At 58.7% G+C, this 14594-nt stretch carries 13 protein-coding genes; 9 read left to right on the top strand and 4 right to left on the bottom strand.

The features are described 5' to 3' along the window. The first annotated feature begins 38 nt into the window (after positions 1-38). The 5 genes from AC0IXA_RS05905 (at position 39) to AC0IXA_RS05885 (ending at position 5292) form a co-directional block, all read left to right on the top strand. Positions 39-1415 (top strand): pyridoxal-phosphate dependent enzyme, encoded by a 1377-nt coding sequence (locus tag AC0IXA_RS05905; RefSeq protein WP_341637282.1) that lies wholly within the window; start codon positions 39-41, stop codon positions 1413-1415. Further along, the gene (locus AC0IXA_RS05900; protein ID WP_471812164.1) at positions 1412-2584 is read left to right on the top strand and encodes a cystathionine gamma-synthase; all 1173 of its coding nucleotides are present in this window, start codon (positions 1412-1414) and stop codon (positions 2582-2584) included. The genes AC0IXA_RS05905 and AC0IXA_RS05900 overlap by 4 nt, the downstream gene beginning before the upstream one ends. A gap of 264 nt (positions 2585-2848) precedes the next feature. Beyond that, positions 2849-4114, top strand: coding sequence for a tetratricopeptide repeat protein (locus AC0IXA_RS05895; protein WP_471812162.1), 1266 nt, complete (start codon positions 2849-2851; stop codon positions 4112-4114). A gap of 284 nt (positions 4115-4398) precedes the next feature. Next, positions 4399-4767, top strand: a complete 369-nt coding sequence (locus AC0IXA_RS05890) for a hypothetical protein (protein WP_471812160.1) — start codon at positions 4399-4401, stop codon at positions 4765-4767. A gap of 93 nt (positions 4768-4860) precedes the next feature. Beyond that, complete coding sequence (locus AC0IXA_RS05885) at positions 4861-5292, top strand: hypothetical protein (RefSeq protein WP_471812158.1); 432 nt, start codon at positions 4861-4863, stop codon at positions 5290-5292. A 91-nt stretch (positions 5293-5383) separates the two neighbouring features. Here AC0IXA_RS05885 and AC0IXA_RS05880 read toward each other — a convergent pair whose 3' ends face one another. Next, positions 5384-7012, bottom strand: a complete 1629-nt coding sequence (locus AC0IXA_RS05880; RefSeq protein WP_471812156.1) for an ATP-binding response regulator — start codon at positions 7010-7012, stop codon at positions 5384-5386. A gap of 113 nt (positions 7013-7125) precedes the next feature. On the opposite strand from AC0IXA_RS05880, the gene AC0IXA_RS05875 reads away from it, so the two are divergent. Next, positions 7126-7728 carry a LuxR C-terminal-related transcriptional regulator gene (locus tag AC0IXA_RS05875; RefSeq protein ID WP_471812154.1) on the top strand — a complete coding sequence of 201 codons (603 nt, stop codon included), beginning with the start codon at positions 7126-7128 and terminating at the stop codon, positions 7726-7728. A gap of 7 nt (positions 7729-7735) precedes the next feature. Here AC0IXA_RS05875 and AC0IXA_RS05870 read toward each other — a convergent pair whose 3' ends face one another. Further along, a complete protein-coding gene (locus AC0IXA_RS05870) occupies positions 7736-8734 on the bottom strand; it encodes a bile acid:sodium symporter family protein (RefSeq protein WP_471812152.1) in 999 nt (332 codons plus the stop codon). Positions 8735-8816: 82 nt separating this feature from the next. On the opposite strand from AC0IXA_RS05870, the gene AC0IXA_RS05865 reads away from it, so the two are divergent. Continuing rightward, the gene (locus AC0IXA_RS05865; RefSeq protein ID WP_071172719.1) at positions 8817-9605 is read left to right on the top strand and encodes an AraC family transcriptional regulator; all 789 of its coding nucleotides are present in this window, start codon (positions 8817-8819) and stop codon (positions 9603-9605) included. Between the two features lie 238 nt (positions 9606-9843). Continuing rightward, positions 9844-10818: a TerC family protein gene (locus AC0IXA_RS05860; protein WP_122602397.1), complete on the top strand. Its 975-nt coding sequence runs from the start codon at positions 9844-9846 to the stop codon at positions 10816-10818. A gap of 124 nt (positions 10819-10942) precedes the next feature. On the opposite strand, the gene AC0IXA_RS05855 is transcribed toward AC0IXA_RS05860, so the two are convergent. Together AC0IXA_RS05855 and AC0IXA_RS05850 are read right to left on the bottom strand one after the other, a co-directional pair. Beyond that, positions 10943-12043 (bottom strand): polyamine ABC transporter substrate-binding protein, encoded by a 1101-nt coding sequence (locus tag AC0IXA_RS05855; protein WP_041480044.1) that lies wholly within the window; start codon positions 12041-12043, stop codon positions 10943-10945. Between the two features lie 249 nt (positions 12044-12292). After that, the gene (locus tag AC0IXA_RS05850; protein ID WP_471812149.1) at positions 12293-13699 is read right to left on the bottom strand and encodes a purine-cytosine permease family protein; all 1407 of its coding nucleotides are present in this window, start codon (positions 13697-13699) and stop codon (positions 12293-12295) included. Positions 13700-14022: 323 nt separating this feature from the next. Between AC0IXA_RS05850 and AC0IXA_RS05845 the strand changes: the two genes are divergently transcribed. Next, complete coding sequence (locus AC0IXA_RS05845; RefSeq protein ID WP_016775037.1) at positions 14023-14508, top strand: flavin reductase family protein; 486 nt, start codon at positions 14023-14025, stop codon at positions 14506-14508. Positions 14509-14594: the final 86 nt, after the last annotated feature.

The following is a 14594-nucleotide window of genomic DNA, read 5'->3' as shown; positions in this document are numbered from 1 at the left end:
CGATTGGAACGCGATCAACACCATAAAGAGGTGAAGAAATGTCGAAGGAATCACGCCCTGCCGTGCTTGGGCTGATAGGCAATACTCCGCTGGTTCAGGTCACCCGCTTCGATACCGGACCGTGCACGCTGTTTCTCAAACTCGAATCACAGAACCCCGGCGGCTCGATCAAGGACCGTATCGGTCTGGCGATGATCGACGCCGCTGAGCGTGACGGTCGCCTGCAACCGGGCGGCACGATTGTCGAGGCCACTGCCGGCAATACCGGTCTGGGTCTGGCGCTGGTCGGCCGCGCCAAAGGCTATCGTGTGGTGCTGGTGGTGCCGGACAAAATGTCCACCGAGAAAGTCCTGCACTTGAAGGCCATGGGCGCCGAAGTGCACATCACCCGCTCCGATGTCGGCAAGGGCCATCCCGAGTATTACCAGGACGTCGCCGCGCGTTTGGCCAAGGACATTCCCGGCGCGTTTTTCGCCGACCAATTCAACAATCCCGCCAACCCGCTGGCCCATGAATGCAGCACCGCACCGGAAATCTGGGCGCAGACCGAACATGATCTGGATGCCATTGTCGTCGGCGTCGGATCGGCCGGCACGTTGACCGGATTGAGTCGCTTCTTCAAGCGCGTGCAGCCGAATCTGGAAATGGTCCTCGCCGATCCGGTCGGCTCGGTGATGGCGCAATACAGCCGCGACGGCACCTTGCCGACGCCCGGTTCGTGGGCCGTCGAGGGTATCGGCGAAGACTTCATTCCGTCGATCACTGACCTGTCCAGCGTGCGCCACGCCTACTCGATCAGCGACGCGGAAAGCTTCGATCATGCCCGCCAGTTGCTCAAGGCCGAGGGCATTCTCGGCGGCTCATCGACCGGCACCCTGTTCGCTGCCGCGCTGCGTTATTGCCGCGAGCAGACCGAGCCGAAACGCGTGGTCAGTTTCGTCTGCGACACCGGCACGCGCTACCTGTCGAAGGTCTACAACGACCAGTGGATGACCGATCAGGGCCTGTTGCAGCGCAAGGGCTACGGCGATCTGCGCGATTTGATCGCACGGCGTTTCGAGGACGGCCGGGTGATCAGCGTCGGCCCGGACGACACCCTGCTCACGGCCTTCCAGCGCATGCGTCTGGCGGACGTTTCGCAACTGCCGGTGCTGGTCGAAGGCAAACAACTAGTGGGAGTGATCGACGAGTCCGACATCCTCCTCGGCGTCCACGAAGACGCCGCACGTTTCAGCCAGTCGGTGTCGAGTGTGATGACCGACAAACTGCAAACCCTCGCCCCGGCTGCGAGCCTGGCCGAGCTGGAAGCGGTGCTCAGCCGTGGCCTCGTCGCGATCATCGCTGACGGTTCCGGCTTCCATGGCCTGATTACCCGCACCGACATGCTCAACCAATTACGGAGATCCCTTGCATGAATCAGCACGACGATAAATCCCAAGGCTTCGCCACCCGGGTGATCCACGCCGGGCAAGAGCCGGACCCGACCACCGGCGCGCTGATGCCGCCGATCTACGCCAACTCCACCTACCTGCAAGACAGCCCCGGCGTGCACAAGGGGTTCGACTACGGCCGCTCGCACAACCCGACGCGCTTCGCCCTGGAGCGCTGCGTCGCCGACCTCGAAGGCGGCACCCGCGCATTCGCTTTCGCCTCAGGGCTGGCGGCGATTTCCACGGTATTGGAACTGCTCGACGCCGGCTCACACATCGTCTCCGGCAATGACTTGTACGGCGGCACATTCCGCCTGTTCGACAAGGTCCGCCAGCGCAGTGCCGGGCACCGTTTCAGCTTCGTCGACCTGACCGACCTGTCGGCGTTCGAAGCGTCGCTACAGGACGACACGCGCATGGTCATGGTCGAAACCCCGACCAACCCGCTGCTGAGCCTGTCGGATCTGGCCGCGATCGCGCGCATCTGCCGCGCGCGCGGGATCATCTGCGTGGCCGACAACACCTTCGCCAGCCCCTACATCCAGCGCCCACTGGAGTTGGGTTTCGACATCGTCCTGCACTCGACCACCAAATACCTCAACGGCCACTCCGACGTGATCGGCGGCATTGCCGTGGTCGGGCAGAACGCCGAACTGGCGGAAAAACTCGGCTTCCTGCAAAACGCCGTCGGCGCAATTTCCGGGCCGTTCGATGCATTCCTCACCTTGCGCGGGGTGAAGACTTTGGCGCTGCGCATGGAACGTCACTGCAGCAACGCCCTGGACCTGGCGCAGTGGCTCGAAAAGCAACCGCAGGTCAAACGCGTCTACTATCCGGGCCTTGAGTCGCACCCGCAGCACGAACTGGCCAAGCGGCAAATGCGCGGTTTTGGCGGGATGATTTCTGTTGATCTGAACAGCGATCTGGCCGGCGCACGGCGCTTTCTCGAGAACGTGCAGATCTTTGCACTGGCGGAAAGTCTGGGTGGCGTGGAGAGCCTGATCGAACATCCGGCGATCATGACCCACGCGACGATTCCGCCGGAAACCCGCGCAAAACTGGGGATTGGCGATGGGCTGGTGCGGTTGTCGGTGGGGGTTGAGGATGTTGAGGATTTGCGGGAAGATTTGACGCAGGCTTTGGCTAAAATGTGACTCTTTGAAGGGGGCTGCATCGCAGCCCAACGGGGATAAATACCCTCGCCACACGGCCCCCCCCCCGTGGCCTTTCGATCTTTCGTTTTTATTGTCATACAAGTCTTCTTGAAAATGGCATCAAGTCTGCCGAATGAAGAGCTCCGTGCTGCTGCGCAAACTCGACAACACAAGTGTCGCAACATTCGCCCACCTCATTTCGCAGCTTGGTGTCATACAGCATATGGAATACGGCGCTCGCTTGTTAATTACACAGGGAAGAAAATGAATCATTATAAAAATCTAATTAAATCGATTTTAAGTTTACTTTTTTTATTTAACTCAGTCACCGCATCGGCAGTGTTTTCACAGGAGCAGCAGGCAGCCAAGGAACGCGGCATTTCACTATATAAACAAGAGAAAAATGCAGAGCGTGAATTGCGCATTGCCGCCGAGGCTGGCGATGCAGAAGCACAATTTTATTTGGCGCAACAACTTCGCCAAATGGAACTTAGTAAAGCGCTAGACTCGAAAGAATCTGTAAAGTGGTTCGTGGCCTCTGCCAATCAAGGCAATTTATTCTCCCTATATCAGTTATCTCACAACGTCAAGCTGTGTGTTATTGCTTCATTTTGTCCCAAAGGGGAAAAAAGCCGAGGTGAATGGGATCAAGAGTACAGAAAAACTTTAATGGAGAAATTTGCTTCAAATGATTTGCAACAACTAGGCGAACTAAATGATTGGGTAGCTAAGTCGGATGTTGTAGGAGAGTGGTTTCATCTACAGGATGAGCTTCGTTATGCAAAAAACCACAGGGTGGAAGATACTCGCGAATGGCTAGTACATTCTGCTAATCAAGGAAATTTTAACTCCCTACTTCGTCTGGCTCTTGATGATGGAGATAAATTATGCACGATCGTTGAGAACTGCCCGAAGGGAGATAAAACTCAGCGCGAGTGGAAATCAGAATTTGAGAAGATTGCGCGAGAAAAAATTGCTTCCGGTGACATGGAAGCTGCCTATTTGTTATACGTAGGCAATTCTGACTTTAATATGCTGATTAAATCAGCAGAGGGAGGGTACTCATTCGCACAATATCAGCTTGCCGAGAGTTATTCAGCTGGTGATGGATTTTTTTGGTGGTTTGGGCAGCGCCGCAAGGAAATCAACAAGTGGTATAAGCGAGCGGCTGAAAATGGCTATCCAAAAGCAATGATTGCCTATGCAGCCTCCATTTATGAAGATAACGGAGACCTATCAATTTCCCGGTATTGGCTAGAGGAGTCTGCGAAGGCGGGTGACAGCAACGGCGTCGGTTTGCTTGCTCGAGAGTATGCAAGTAATCCAAATTACTATGGCTTTCCATTTGATATGGTGAAGGCTTATGGCCTTACGTTGCTTTTAGCAGGCTTAGATAATGATGAGTCTGATAAAGAGTATAATCGGGAAAGATTAGAAGAATATTCTAAAAAAATGACACCCGAACAAATCGAGCAAGGCAAAGCTTTTGCCGAAAAATGGAAGGTCACTCACCGGATTGAAGGCGTTTAATCTCAGCGGCCAGCGGGACCGGAAACAGGTGTCAAGCTTCGTGCTTCAAGTCGCTGAGGCCATCGTTGCAATGGTCGCATGCGATCAGTGATGGCTTACTGCCGATCCTGCCATCTGACGTTCCCTGCGGGCCGGACTTTCGCGGTGCGCGTTGAGCCAGGCCAAACAGCCGGCCCGTTTCACCCTTTCGGGCTTCAATCCCAAACGTTTCCGGCCTTCGGCCTGCGCTCACCAATTAGCTTGAGCCGAGCCAGTGAGTCGAACGCCTGTGGTTGATTGGCGAATTGCTCAACTACGTCGTGGCTGAAGGCTCTGATCAGTGCGGTTGTCAGTTGGGGTTGAGGACGTTGAAGACTTGCGTGCCGATCTGGCTCAGGCACTGGCAAGAATGTAAACAGCTCCACACCAAGAAGCCCGCGCAATGCGGGCTTCGTCTTTTTTTGTCCGTCGATCTCCCCGCCGTGGCAGTTCCCGAGGCCGATCCTATACTCAATCGGCTCGATCAGGATTATCTCGACACCCGCACGCCGCTCGGTGTGCCCGTGCCTTTCGCCAACCAGGTAAAACCCAAGCCAATGAGTAACTGCGCCGGGCATACGCAACGGACGACATCTCATCGCATTCTGGCTGCTGGGTCGTGGAGAAAACCATGAAATACAAGTTGTTGTCAGGCGTGCTTCTTGCGGTAGCGGCCAGCGCTGTGGTGCCGAATGTCTTGGCGGCGGAACCGCAGGCGTTGGCTTCGGATGGGGGTGATCGTGTTGGTGCTGGGGCAGTGGCTGCCGATGGTGCTGATCGTGTCGGTGCCGGCGCGGTGGCTGCCGATGGCGCTGATCGTGTCGGTGCCGGCGCGGTGGCTGCCGATGGCGCTGATCGCGTCGGTGCCGGCGCGGTGGCTGCCGATGGTGCTGATCGCGTCGGTGCCGGCGCGGTGGCTGCCGATGGTGCTGATCGCGTCGGTGCAGGCGCTGTGGCTGCCGATGGCGCTGATCGTGTCGGTGCCGGTGCGGTGGCTGCAGATGGCGCTGATCGTGTCGGTGCTGGCGCGGTGGCTGCCGATGGAGCTGATCGTGTCGGTGCCGGAGCATTGGCAGCGGATGGGGCCGACCGCACCGGCGTCAACCGAGTGGCCTACTCCCGGGTCGGAGTCGGTTCTGATCGCGTGGCATCGGCGCTGATGACCGGCAGCTATTCCGACCAGTTCAACAGCCCACAATAATCGCCTCGAAATAACGGGCGAGCTCCTGAGCCGCCCGTTTACATCGGCTTTTACAGCATCTGTTCAACCGCTTCGCCTTGTCGATCACGCAGGGTGCGCAACGTCGCGCGTAACTCGGCCGGCCGCACAGGCTTCGACAGAATCGCAATCTGTCGATCGTGCAAGGCAGCCTGAATCTTCTCGACGTCGTGCCCGGTGATGATCATTGCCGGCACCGCCCAACCGCGCCGCCTGCGCACTTCATCAATGCATTCGATACCCGTGGCATGGGTGCCGAGGTCATAGTCGGCGACGATGATGTCGCAGTCGGTGACCAGATCTTCAGCCGACCACTCGCCCTGCACCACGCAGCCCCAGCGTTCAAGCAACGCCGAAGTCGCCAGCAGCACGTTGCGGTCATCCTCGACCAGACACACCTTCAGCCCGGTCAACAAACCCACCTGCCGCGCTTCACTGCGAACCACCGGTGACTGCGGCGCCGCCACGATCGGCAACCCCGCAAGCGTCACAGCTGTGCCGCGCCCCAACTGTGAACGCAGAGCAACGTGCACATCGATCAGTTCACCAAGACGCTTGATGATCGACAGGCCCAGCCCCACGCCTTCGACGTCTTTGTCGCGCACTTGCCGCACGCGATAAAACTCCTCGAAGACCTTGTGCAAATGCTCTTCGGCAATGCCGTTGCCGCAGTCGTAGATGACGATGGCCACCCCTGCCTCACGTTTACGCACGCCGATCAGCACGGGCCGCTGCGCGCCGTATTTGAAGCAATTGGAGAGCACGTTCTGCACCATCGTCGCCAGCAGCGCCGGGTCGGTTCTGACCCAGTGGTTGCGCGGTCGCAGCCGCAGCTCGACACCCGCCCAACGGGCTGCCTCCTGGTGTTGGCGGACCAGTTCCGCGAGCCATTCTCCGAGGTTCAGCGTCTGCATTTTTGCTTCGACCCGGCCGTTATCGAGGGTGTACAGGTCGAGGATCGAGCGGAACAACTGCGAGACGTTGAGCAGTGAGCGGTCGATGTTGTCGACCAACCGCCGCTCCTCATCACCCAAGCGCGACTCCCGCAGGCACGCGGTAAACAGTCCGATGGAGTGAATTGGCTGACGCAAGTCGTGACTGGCCTGCGCCAGAAACCGCGATTTCTCCAGATTCGCCGCCACCGCTTCTTCCGACGCCTTGCGTGTGCGCTCCAACAGCAAGTGTGCATAGAACGGAATCACCGTGCTGGTGATCAGCAGCATCAACACCATGAACGGCTGCGCCTGCCAATACGGGGTCAGACGATAGACCACCAGCAGCGCCACCAGCGCCAGCCCGGTGGCAATCGCCAAGTAGCGCGAGCCGTAGCGCATACCATTGCCGAGATTGACCCAGACCATCACCGCGTACAGTGGCAACGCCGCTTCGCCGCCGATCACCAGCCCGAAACAGGTGCCGGTGTAATCGTGGGCCATGGCAAAAATCCGCCGGGCTGGATAATGCCCCGGCCAACGCGCAATGGCCTGGCGAAATACGATCGACGCCAGCAGGAACAGGCTGATGTAGGTGATGACCGGCAGGTAGGTCTCGAAGCGATGGCCCGGCAAAAAGACCAGTACGACCATGTAAACCACCGCGATGGCGGCGATGATGATGCGCAGATTGGCTTGGTCGAGTTCGGTGTTTTTCTCGAACTTCATGGGAAACGTCCTTGTGCAGCGATTGCAGTTTCGGAAGCAGCCTACAGGCAACCTTCGCGTCCAGTGTTAAGGTGCAGGCCTTGAATCACGCCTGACCCAGGGAGGGTCGCATCATGACGTGCCGGATCATCATAGCCGACGATCACCCACTGTTTCGCGAGGCAATGCTGCGCACCGTGCAGCGCTTGCTGCCCGATGCGGATACCTGCGAGGCCGGCGACTTCGACGCTGTGCTCAAGCTACTGTCAGAGGGCAACGAGCCCGACACGCTGATGCTCGATCTGCGCTTTCCCGGACTGACCTGCATCACTCAACTCGCCGACTTGCGCCGACAGTTGCCACGCACCACGCTGATTGTGGTGTCGATGGTCGACGATCAAGCGCTGATCAGTGAAGTCATGGCGGCGGGCATTGACGGTTTTATCGGCAAGAACATTGCGCCGGATGAAATCGGCCAGGCGATTCTGGCGATCCGTGAAGGCGAGGTGTTGGTGAAGTCGGCGCCGTCCGGCCTCTTGCCGCTGGAAACCGCGACGACGCTGACCCCGCGTCAGCAGGACGTGCTGCGGTTGATCGCGCAAGGCAAGACCAACAAGGAAATCGCCCGTGAACTGGATATTTCACCGTTCACGGTGCGCATCCATGTGTCTTCGTTGCTGCGCACGCTGGACGTTCCTACGCGGGCAGCAGCGGCGGTCAAGTACTCGGGGCTGTGAAGCGTTTTTACGGGTCAACCTGCGCCATCAGATCCGGCACCGACTCCGGCCGTTTCGCGTACCGCTGAGCCAATACCGCGCAGACCATCAGCTGAATCTGATGGAACAACATCAGCGGCAGAATCAGCACGCCGATGGTGCTGCCGGCAAACAGTACCTGCGCCATCGGCACGCCGGTGGCCAGGCTCTTTTTCGAACCGCAGAACAGGATGGTGATGCGGTCTTCCTGATTGAAGCCGAAGGCTTTGCCCAAAAAGGTCGAGGCCAGTAAAACCAGCGCCAGCAGAATGCAGCAGACCACCACCAGGCCGAGCAATTCGAACAACGGAATCTGCTGCCAGATGCCTTCGTTTACGGCTTCGCTGAATGCGCCGTACACCACCAGCAGAATCGAGCCCTGATCAACGAATTTCAGCCAGTTCTTGTTGCGCCCGACCCACGCGCCGATCCAGCGGCGGGCGATCTGCCCGGCAATGAATGGCAGGAGCAATTGCACACTGATTTTGACGATCGCATCGAGGGTCGAACCGCCGTCCCCGTGCACGTTGAGCAGCAGCGTCACCAGCAGCGGTGTAAGGAAAATCCCGAACAGGCTGGACGCCGCCGCACTGCAGATCGCCGCCGGAATATTGCCTCGCGCCAGCGAAGTGAACGCGATCGCCGACTGCACGGTGGCGGGCAACGCGCAGAGGTAGAGCATGCCCATGTACAGCTGATCACCGATCAGTGGTGACAACAGCGGTTTCAGCGCCAGGCCGAGGATCGGGAACAGTACGAAGGTCAGGCCGAACACCAGCAGATGCAGACGCCAGTGGCCGGCGCCGGCGATGATCGATTCGCGCGACAGCTTGGCGCCGTGCAGGAAAAACAGCAGGGCGATGGCGATGTTGGTCAGCCAGCCGAAGCCGACCGCGACCTGGCCGCTGGCCGGCAGGAAGCTGGCCAGCAGGACGACGCCGATCAAGGTCAGCGTGAAGTTATCGGGCAGAAAACGTGGGCGCGTCATGAGATTCATCCGGGGGTTGCCAGTGCGTACCGACGACTCTAACGTGACTGGCAATTACCGACTAACGCCGAAGAGCCGCAAGATGCCGCCTAAAGGACATAGCAAAAGCGTTCGCCGCAGTGTTCCCGGGCTGCCCAGCCTGCCGCGCCCGGTGTATGGACGCACCGAATCGCTGCCCAATCGCGCCCTCACCCGCCGCCACAGTCATCCGTGGGTGCAGTTGTCCTACGCGATTCAGGGTGTGCTCGAAGTGCAGACCAGCGCCGGCCGATTCGTCGCGCCGCCGGAGCGTGCGGTGTGGATTCCGGCGGGCGTGCCGCACCGGGTGTTCAGCGCACCGCATACGGAAATGCGCAGCCTGTACATCGATAGCAGCGTCACCGGTTGGGCGGCTGAACATTGCCATGTGCTCGGCGTCAGCGATTTGCTCAGGGAGTTGATTCGCGCCTTCAGTCAGGTGCCAGTGGAATACGACGAAAGCGGCCCTGACGGACGCTTGGCCCAGGTGATCCTTGATCAATTGGCCGACGCGCCGACCATCGACTTGATGCTGCCGCTGCCGCAAGACCCGCGCCTGAAGCAGATCTACCAGAGCCTGGAGCAACACCCGGAACAGCAGACCACCCTGAGCCACTGGAGCGAAAAATTCGGTGTCACCGAAAAGACTCTGACCCGCCTGTTTTTGCGCGACACCGGCCTGACCTTCCGCGCCTGGCGTCAACGCCTGCGCCTGCTCGGGGCACTGACGCCGCTTGAGAAAGGTGAGCGTGTGACGGATGTTGCGCTGGCCTGCGGATACGACTCGACCTCGGCGTTCATTGCCGCGTTTCGTCAGCAGTTCGGCGAAACGCCGGGAGAGTTTTTCCGCTGACACTTCGTTTTTGCCGAACTGTCAGTCAGAAATAAACGATTTTTCTTTGCCCCAGATCCGTCGCTAGCATGGCCCCGTCTGACTTTGATCGAGAAGAGAAGATGATCCCTGTGGGAGCGAGCCTGCTCGCGAACGCGGTGGGTCAGCAACCTCAACTTCACTGTTCCATCGCATTCGCGAGCAGGCTCGCTCCCACAGGGGATGCGCTTGCTGCAAATAAAAAGACAGGGAGCGTGCCATGCCTGCCACGAACATCAATATCGGCGAACCCTGGATGTGGGGTGCCTTCATCATCTTCGTTCTGGCCATGCTGGCCCTGGACCTGTTTGTCTTCGGCGGGCGCAAGGCGCACCGGGTGTCGGTGCGGGAAGCGTCGGCCTGGGTGATTGCCTGGTGCCTGTTGGCGCTGAGCTTCGCCGGGTTGCTCTGGTGGTATCTGCACGGTGAATTCGGCGGTGAAATCGCCCGGCAGAAAACCCTGGAATTCCTCACCGGCTATCTGATCGAGCAGTCGCTGTCGATCGACAACATGTTCGTCTTCGTGATGATCTTCAGCTACTTCGCCGTGCCACCGGAATTGCAACGACGAGTGCTGCTGTACGGCGTGCTCGGCGCGATCGTCATGCGCGCGATCATGATTTTTGCCGGGGTGTGGCTGGTGTCGCAGTTCGAATGGCTGCTGTATGCCTTCGGTGTATTCCTGATCATCACCGGGATCAAGATGCTGGTGTTCGCTGATCATCAACCGGATCTGGAAAAGAATCCGTTATTGCGCTGGGTGCGCGGGCATATGCGCATCACCAGTGGCTTTCATGGCGAGAAGTTTTTCATCCTGCAGAACGGCGTGCGCTGGGCGACACCGATGTTTCTGGTGCTGGTGCTGATCGAGGCCAGCGACCTGATGTTCGCCGTCGACAGCATTCCGGCGATCTTCGCCGTGACCACCGACCCGTTCATTGTCTTCACCTCGAACATCTTCGCAATCATGGGCCTGCGCGCGCTGTACTTCCTGCTGGCGGACATGGCTGACCGCTTTCACCTGCTCAAATACGGGCTGGCGATCGTACTGGTGTTCATCGGCGGCAAGATGGTGCTGATGCCGTGGTTCCACATGCCGGTGGAATGGTCGCTGGCAATCGTCGGGACGGTGATTCTCGGGTCGGTGCTGTTGAGCCTGGTGACTAGCCGCGAGGCAGAACGCCGCACCGAATGACACAACCCACCCCCACCTGTGGGAGCGAGCCTGCTCGCGAATACGCCGGATCATTCAACATAGGAGTTGAATGACACCCCGCTTTCGCGAGCGGGCTCGCTCCCACATTTGAAGTGCGGTGCTCTTATTTATCGGATTTGATACTGGTCCACACCCGCGTCCGCACCCGTTCCATTTTCTGCGGCAACGGCTGTACCACATACAGGGTTTTCAGCGCTTCGCTGGTCGGGGTCAAGTTGGGGTTGTCGGTGATGTCCTTGTTGACCAGCGGCATCGAGTCCTTGTTGGCATTCGGGTAACCGAGGAAATCACTGATCGGTGCGATCACTTTCGGATCAAGCAAGTGGTTGAGGAATTCGTGGGCCTCGGCGACATTCTTCGCGCTTTTTGGAATAGCGAAGGTGTCGAACCAGATCGGCGCGCCCTCCTTCGGCAAACGCCAGTCGACCACCACACCGTTGCCCGCCTCTTTGGCGCGATTGCCGAACTGGTAGAAGCTGCCGGAATAACCGATCGCCACGCAGATGTCGCCGTTGGCGATGTCGGTCATGTATTTGGCCGAGTTGAAATAGGTCACGTACGGGCGAATCTTCATCATCAAGGCCTTGGCCTTTTCATAGTCCGCCGGGTTCTGGCTGTTCGGGTCGAGGCCGAGGTAATGCAGGGCAAGCGGCAGGATTTCCGACGGCGAATCGAGCATCGCCACGCCGCAGGCCTTGAGCTTTTCCATGTTCTCGGGCTTGAACACCAGATCCCAACTGTCCACCGGCGCATTTTCGCCCAGGGCGGCCTTGACCTTGGCCGGGTTGAAGCCGATCAGCACGGTGCCGTACATGTACGGCACGCCGTACTGGTTGCCGGGGTCGTTGGCGTCGAGCAATTTGAGCAGGGCCGGATCCTGGTGCTGCCAGTTCGGCAATTTTGACTTGTCGAGTTTCTGGAACACGCCGGCCTTGATCTGGGTTTCGATGAACTGATTGGACGGCACCACCAGGTCGTAACCGGAGTTGCCGGTGAGCAGTTTCGCTTCCAGGGATTCGTTGGTGTCGAAGGTGTCCCAGGTCACTTTGATCTTGCTTTGCTCGGCGAAGTCCTTGGGCACTGACGGCAGAATGTAATCCGCCCAGTTGTACACCCGCAGTTCGCGCTGCTCGGCCTGGACGGCGCTGGCCAGCAGCGTCAGGCCACACACGGTGGCGCCCAGAATGCGTTTGATCGTGACCATGGTTGTTTCCCCGAATGCGACGTGAGATCGATGGTTTTTATGTTCTGTACACGGCAGTGGCTGTAACGATAGCCAAGGGCAAAAAAGGTCGAGCCTGTTGTTATGGTTTCGATTCTTGCTGACAGCGTAGCGCGATGACAGTAGGCGGCAGGCCAAAAGGGGATCGATATGGCCAATTTGCTTGACCGCTGAAATGCGCAAACAAAAATGCCCGGCGCTGGGCCGGGCATTGCTGTGTTGCCGTTGGGATCAGTCGGTATAGCCGAGTCTCGCCGCCCTGCTCTGCTGCGCCTGCCCGCGAGTCGCGAGGCAGTAATACAGCGGCACCGTTACCACCAGGCCAACCAGCCACGACAGGTCGGCACCTTCCACCAGATTGGCGTATGGCCCGACGTACAGCGAGGTGTTGGCAAACGGCAGCTGCACGATGATGCCGATGAAGTAGGCAATGATCGCGTGCAGGTTGAAGCGCCCGTAGATGCCACCGTCGGCGCGGAAGATCGAGACGATGTCGTAGTTGCCGCGCTTGATCAGGTAGAAGTCGATCAGGTTGATCGACGCCCACGGCACCAGCACCAGCAACAGCGCCAGAATCAGGCCGATGAATTCGGAAATGAAATCCGCCGAAGCACCGAGGGCGACCACGCAGCATCCGGCCAGGATCACGCTCGACAGCACCACGCGCACTTTGATGCTCGGCGTCCATTGGCTGGCGAAAGTCTGGATCGAGGTGATGATCGACAACACCGCGCCATACAGATTGAGCGCGTTGTGGCTGATGATGTTGAGCAGAAACAGCACCATCAGAATCGGCCCCAGCCAACCGGTGGACTGCTTGACCGCAGCCATCGCTTCAGTGCCTTCCGGCGTCGCCAGTACCGCCACCGCGCCAAAACTGAACGAGAGAATCGTGCCCAGCGTCGCGCCCAAATACGTCGCCCAGAAGGGTTTGGCGATACCGATGTCTGCTGGCAGATAACGCGAATAGTCGGAGACGTACGGCGAGAAGCTGATCTGCCAGATGATCCCCAGCGACACCGTCGCCAGCCAGCCGGAGAGATTGAAACTGCCGCGCGTCAGGAAGTCCGCTGGCAAGTCATGGGCGAAGATGTAGATGAAGCCTGTGAGCAATGCGCCGCCCATCACCCAGGTGCCGATGCGGTTGAGGGTGTGGATGAAGTTGTAGCCGATCACACCGATCGCCGTAGCAGCCAGCGCGCCGATCAGAATGCTCAGCGGCGCTGGCACAGACGGCGCAATGCCGACGATGGATTTGCCGGCCAGCACGATGTTGGAAATGAAGAAACCGATGTAGATGAGCGCCGCGAAGAACACGATCAGCAGAGCTCCATAACGACCGAACTGACCGCGACTCTGGACCATTTGCGGAATGCCCATGCGCGGACCCTGCGCCGAGGCCAGCGCGATCACCACGCCGCCGATCATGTGCCCCAGCGCAATCGCCAGCAGCCCCCAGAACAGATTCAGATGGAACACTTGGACCACCATGGCGCCGGTGACGATGGGCAGTGGCGCGATGTTGGTGCTGAACCAAAGAGTGAACAGATCGCGGGCCTTCCCGTGGCGTTCCGCGAGTGGGACGTAATCGACCGTATGATTCTCGATCAACGGATCTTGCCGGGACATCTGGGACATATGCATGAACTCGAGTTTGTCTGTTTTTATCTTTGTATGAAGCCAAACCGGGAGGACTCTTGGGTCGCCCCTCAGATGCAGACCATATTATGGTATTCCAAACTTTGCACAAGCCTGATCCGCTGATTCTGTCGCTGTCTGATCCGCTATCCTCGCTGATCCCACCCCTGCACGGCTAGCTGAACGCCCCGTAAACATTGCCTTTCCGACGAAAGTGGCACGTTTATCGGTTCACCAGAAAAGCTCTTGCAAGATATGTATTACGGTATACCATCAGACCTACAAATCATAAAAACCGCGTCACACCACCCGAGGACCACCCAATGATCGATGCTGCCATTTACAAACAAGTCATGGGCTCGTTCCCGTCCGGCGTCACCGTCATCACCACGCTGGACGACGACGGTCAGATCGTCGGCCTGACCGCCAGCGCGTTCAGCTCGCTGTCGATGGATCCGGCGCTGGTGCTGTTCTGCCCCAATTACAGCTCCGACTCTTACCCAGTGCTGATCAAGAACAAACGCTTTGCGATTCATCTGTTGTCCAGCGTGCAGCAAAGCGAAGCCTATGCCTTCGCCCGCAAAGGCAAGGACAAGGCGCAGGGCATCGAGTGGACATTGAGCGAACTGGGCAACCCAATCCTCGCCAATGCCACGGCGGTGATCGAGTGCGAGTTGTGGCGTGAATACGAAGGTGGCGACCACGCGATCATGGTCGGCGCGGTGAAGAACCTGATCGTCCCCGAGCAAGTCGCCGGACCGCTGGTGTATTGCCACGGCAAGATGGGTGCGTTACCGGTTGTGGCGTGATTTCACCAGATCTCGGATATCCCATTTGGGAGCGAGCCTGCTCGCGAAAGCGATGGGTCAGTTGTTACATTTTTGACTGACCCGAC

It is taken from the genome of Pseudomonas sp. AC083 (genome assembly GCF_979253165.1).
Note: the sequence above shows the minus strand (reverse complement) of the source record. Positions and strands in the feature narration are given on the sequence as shown.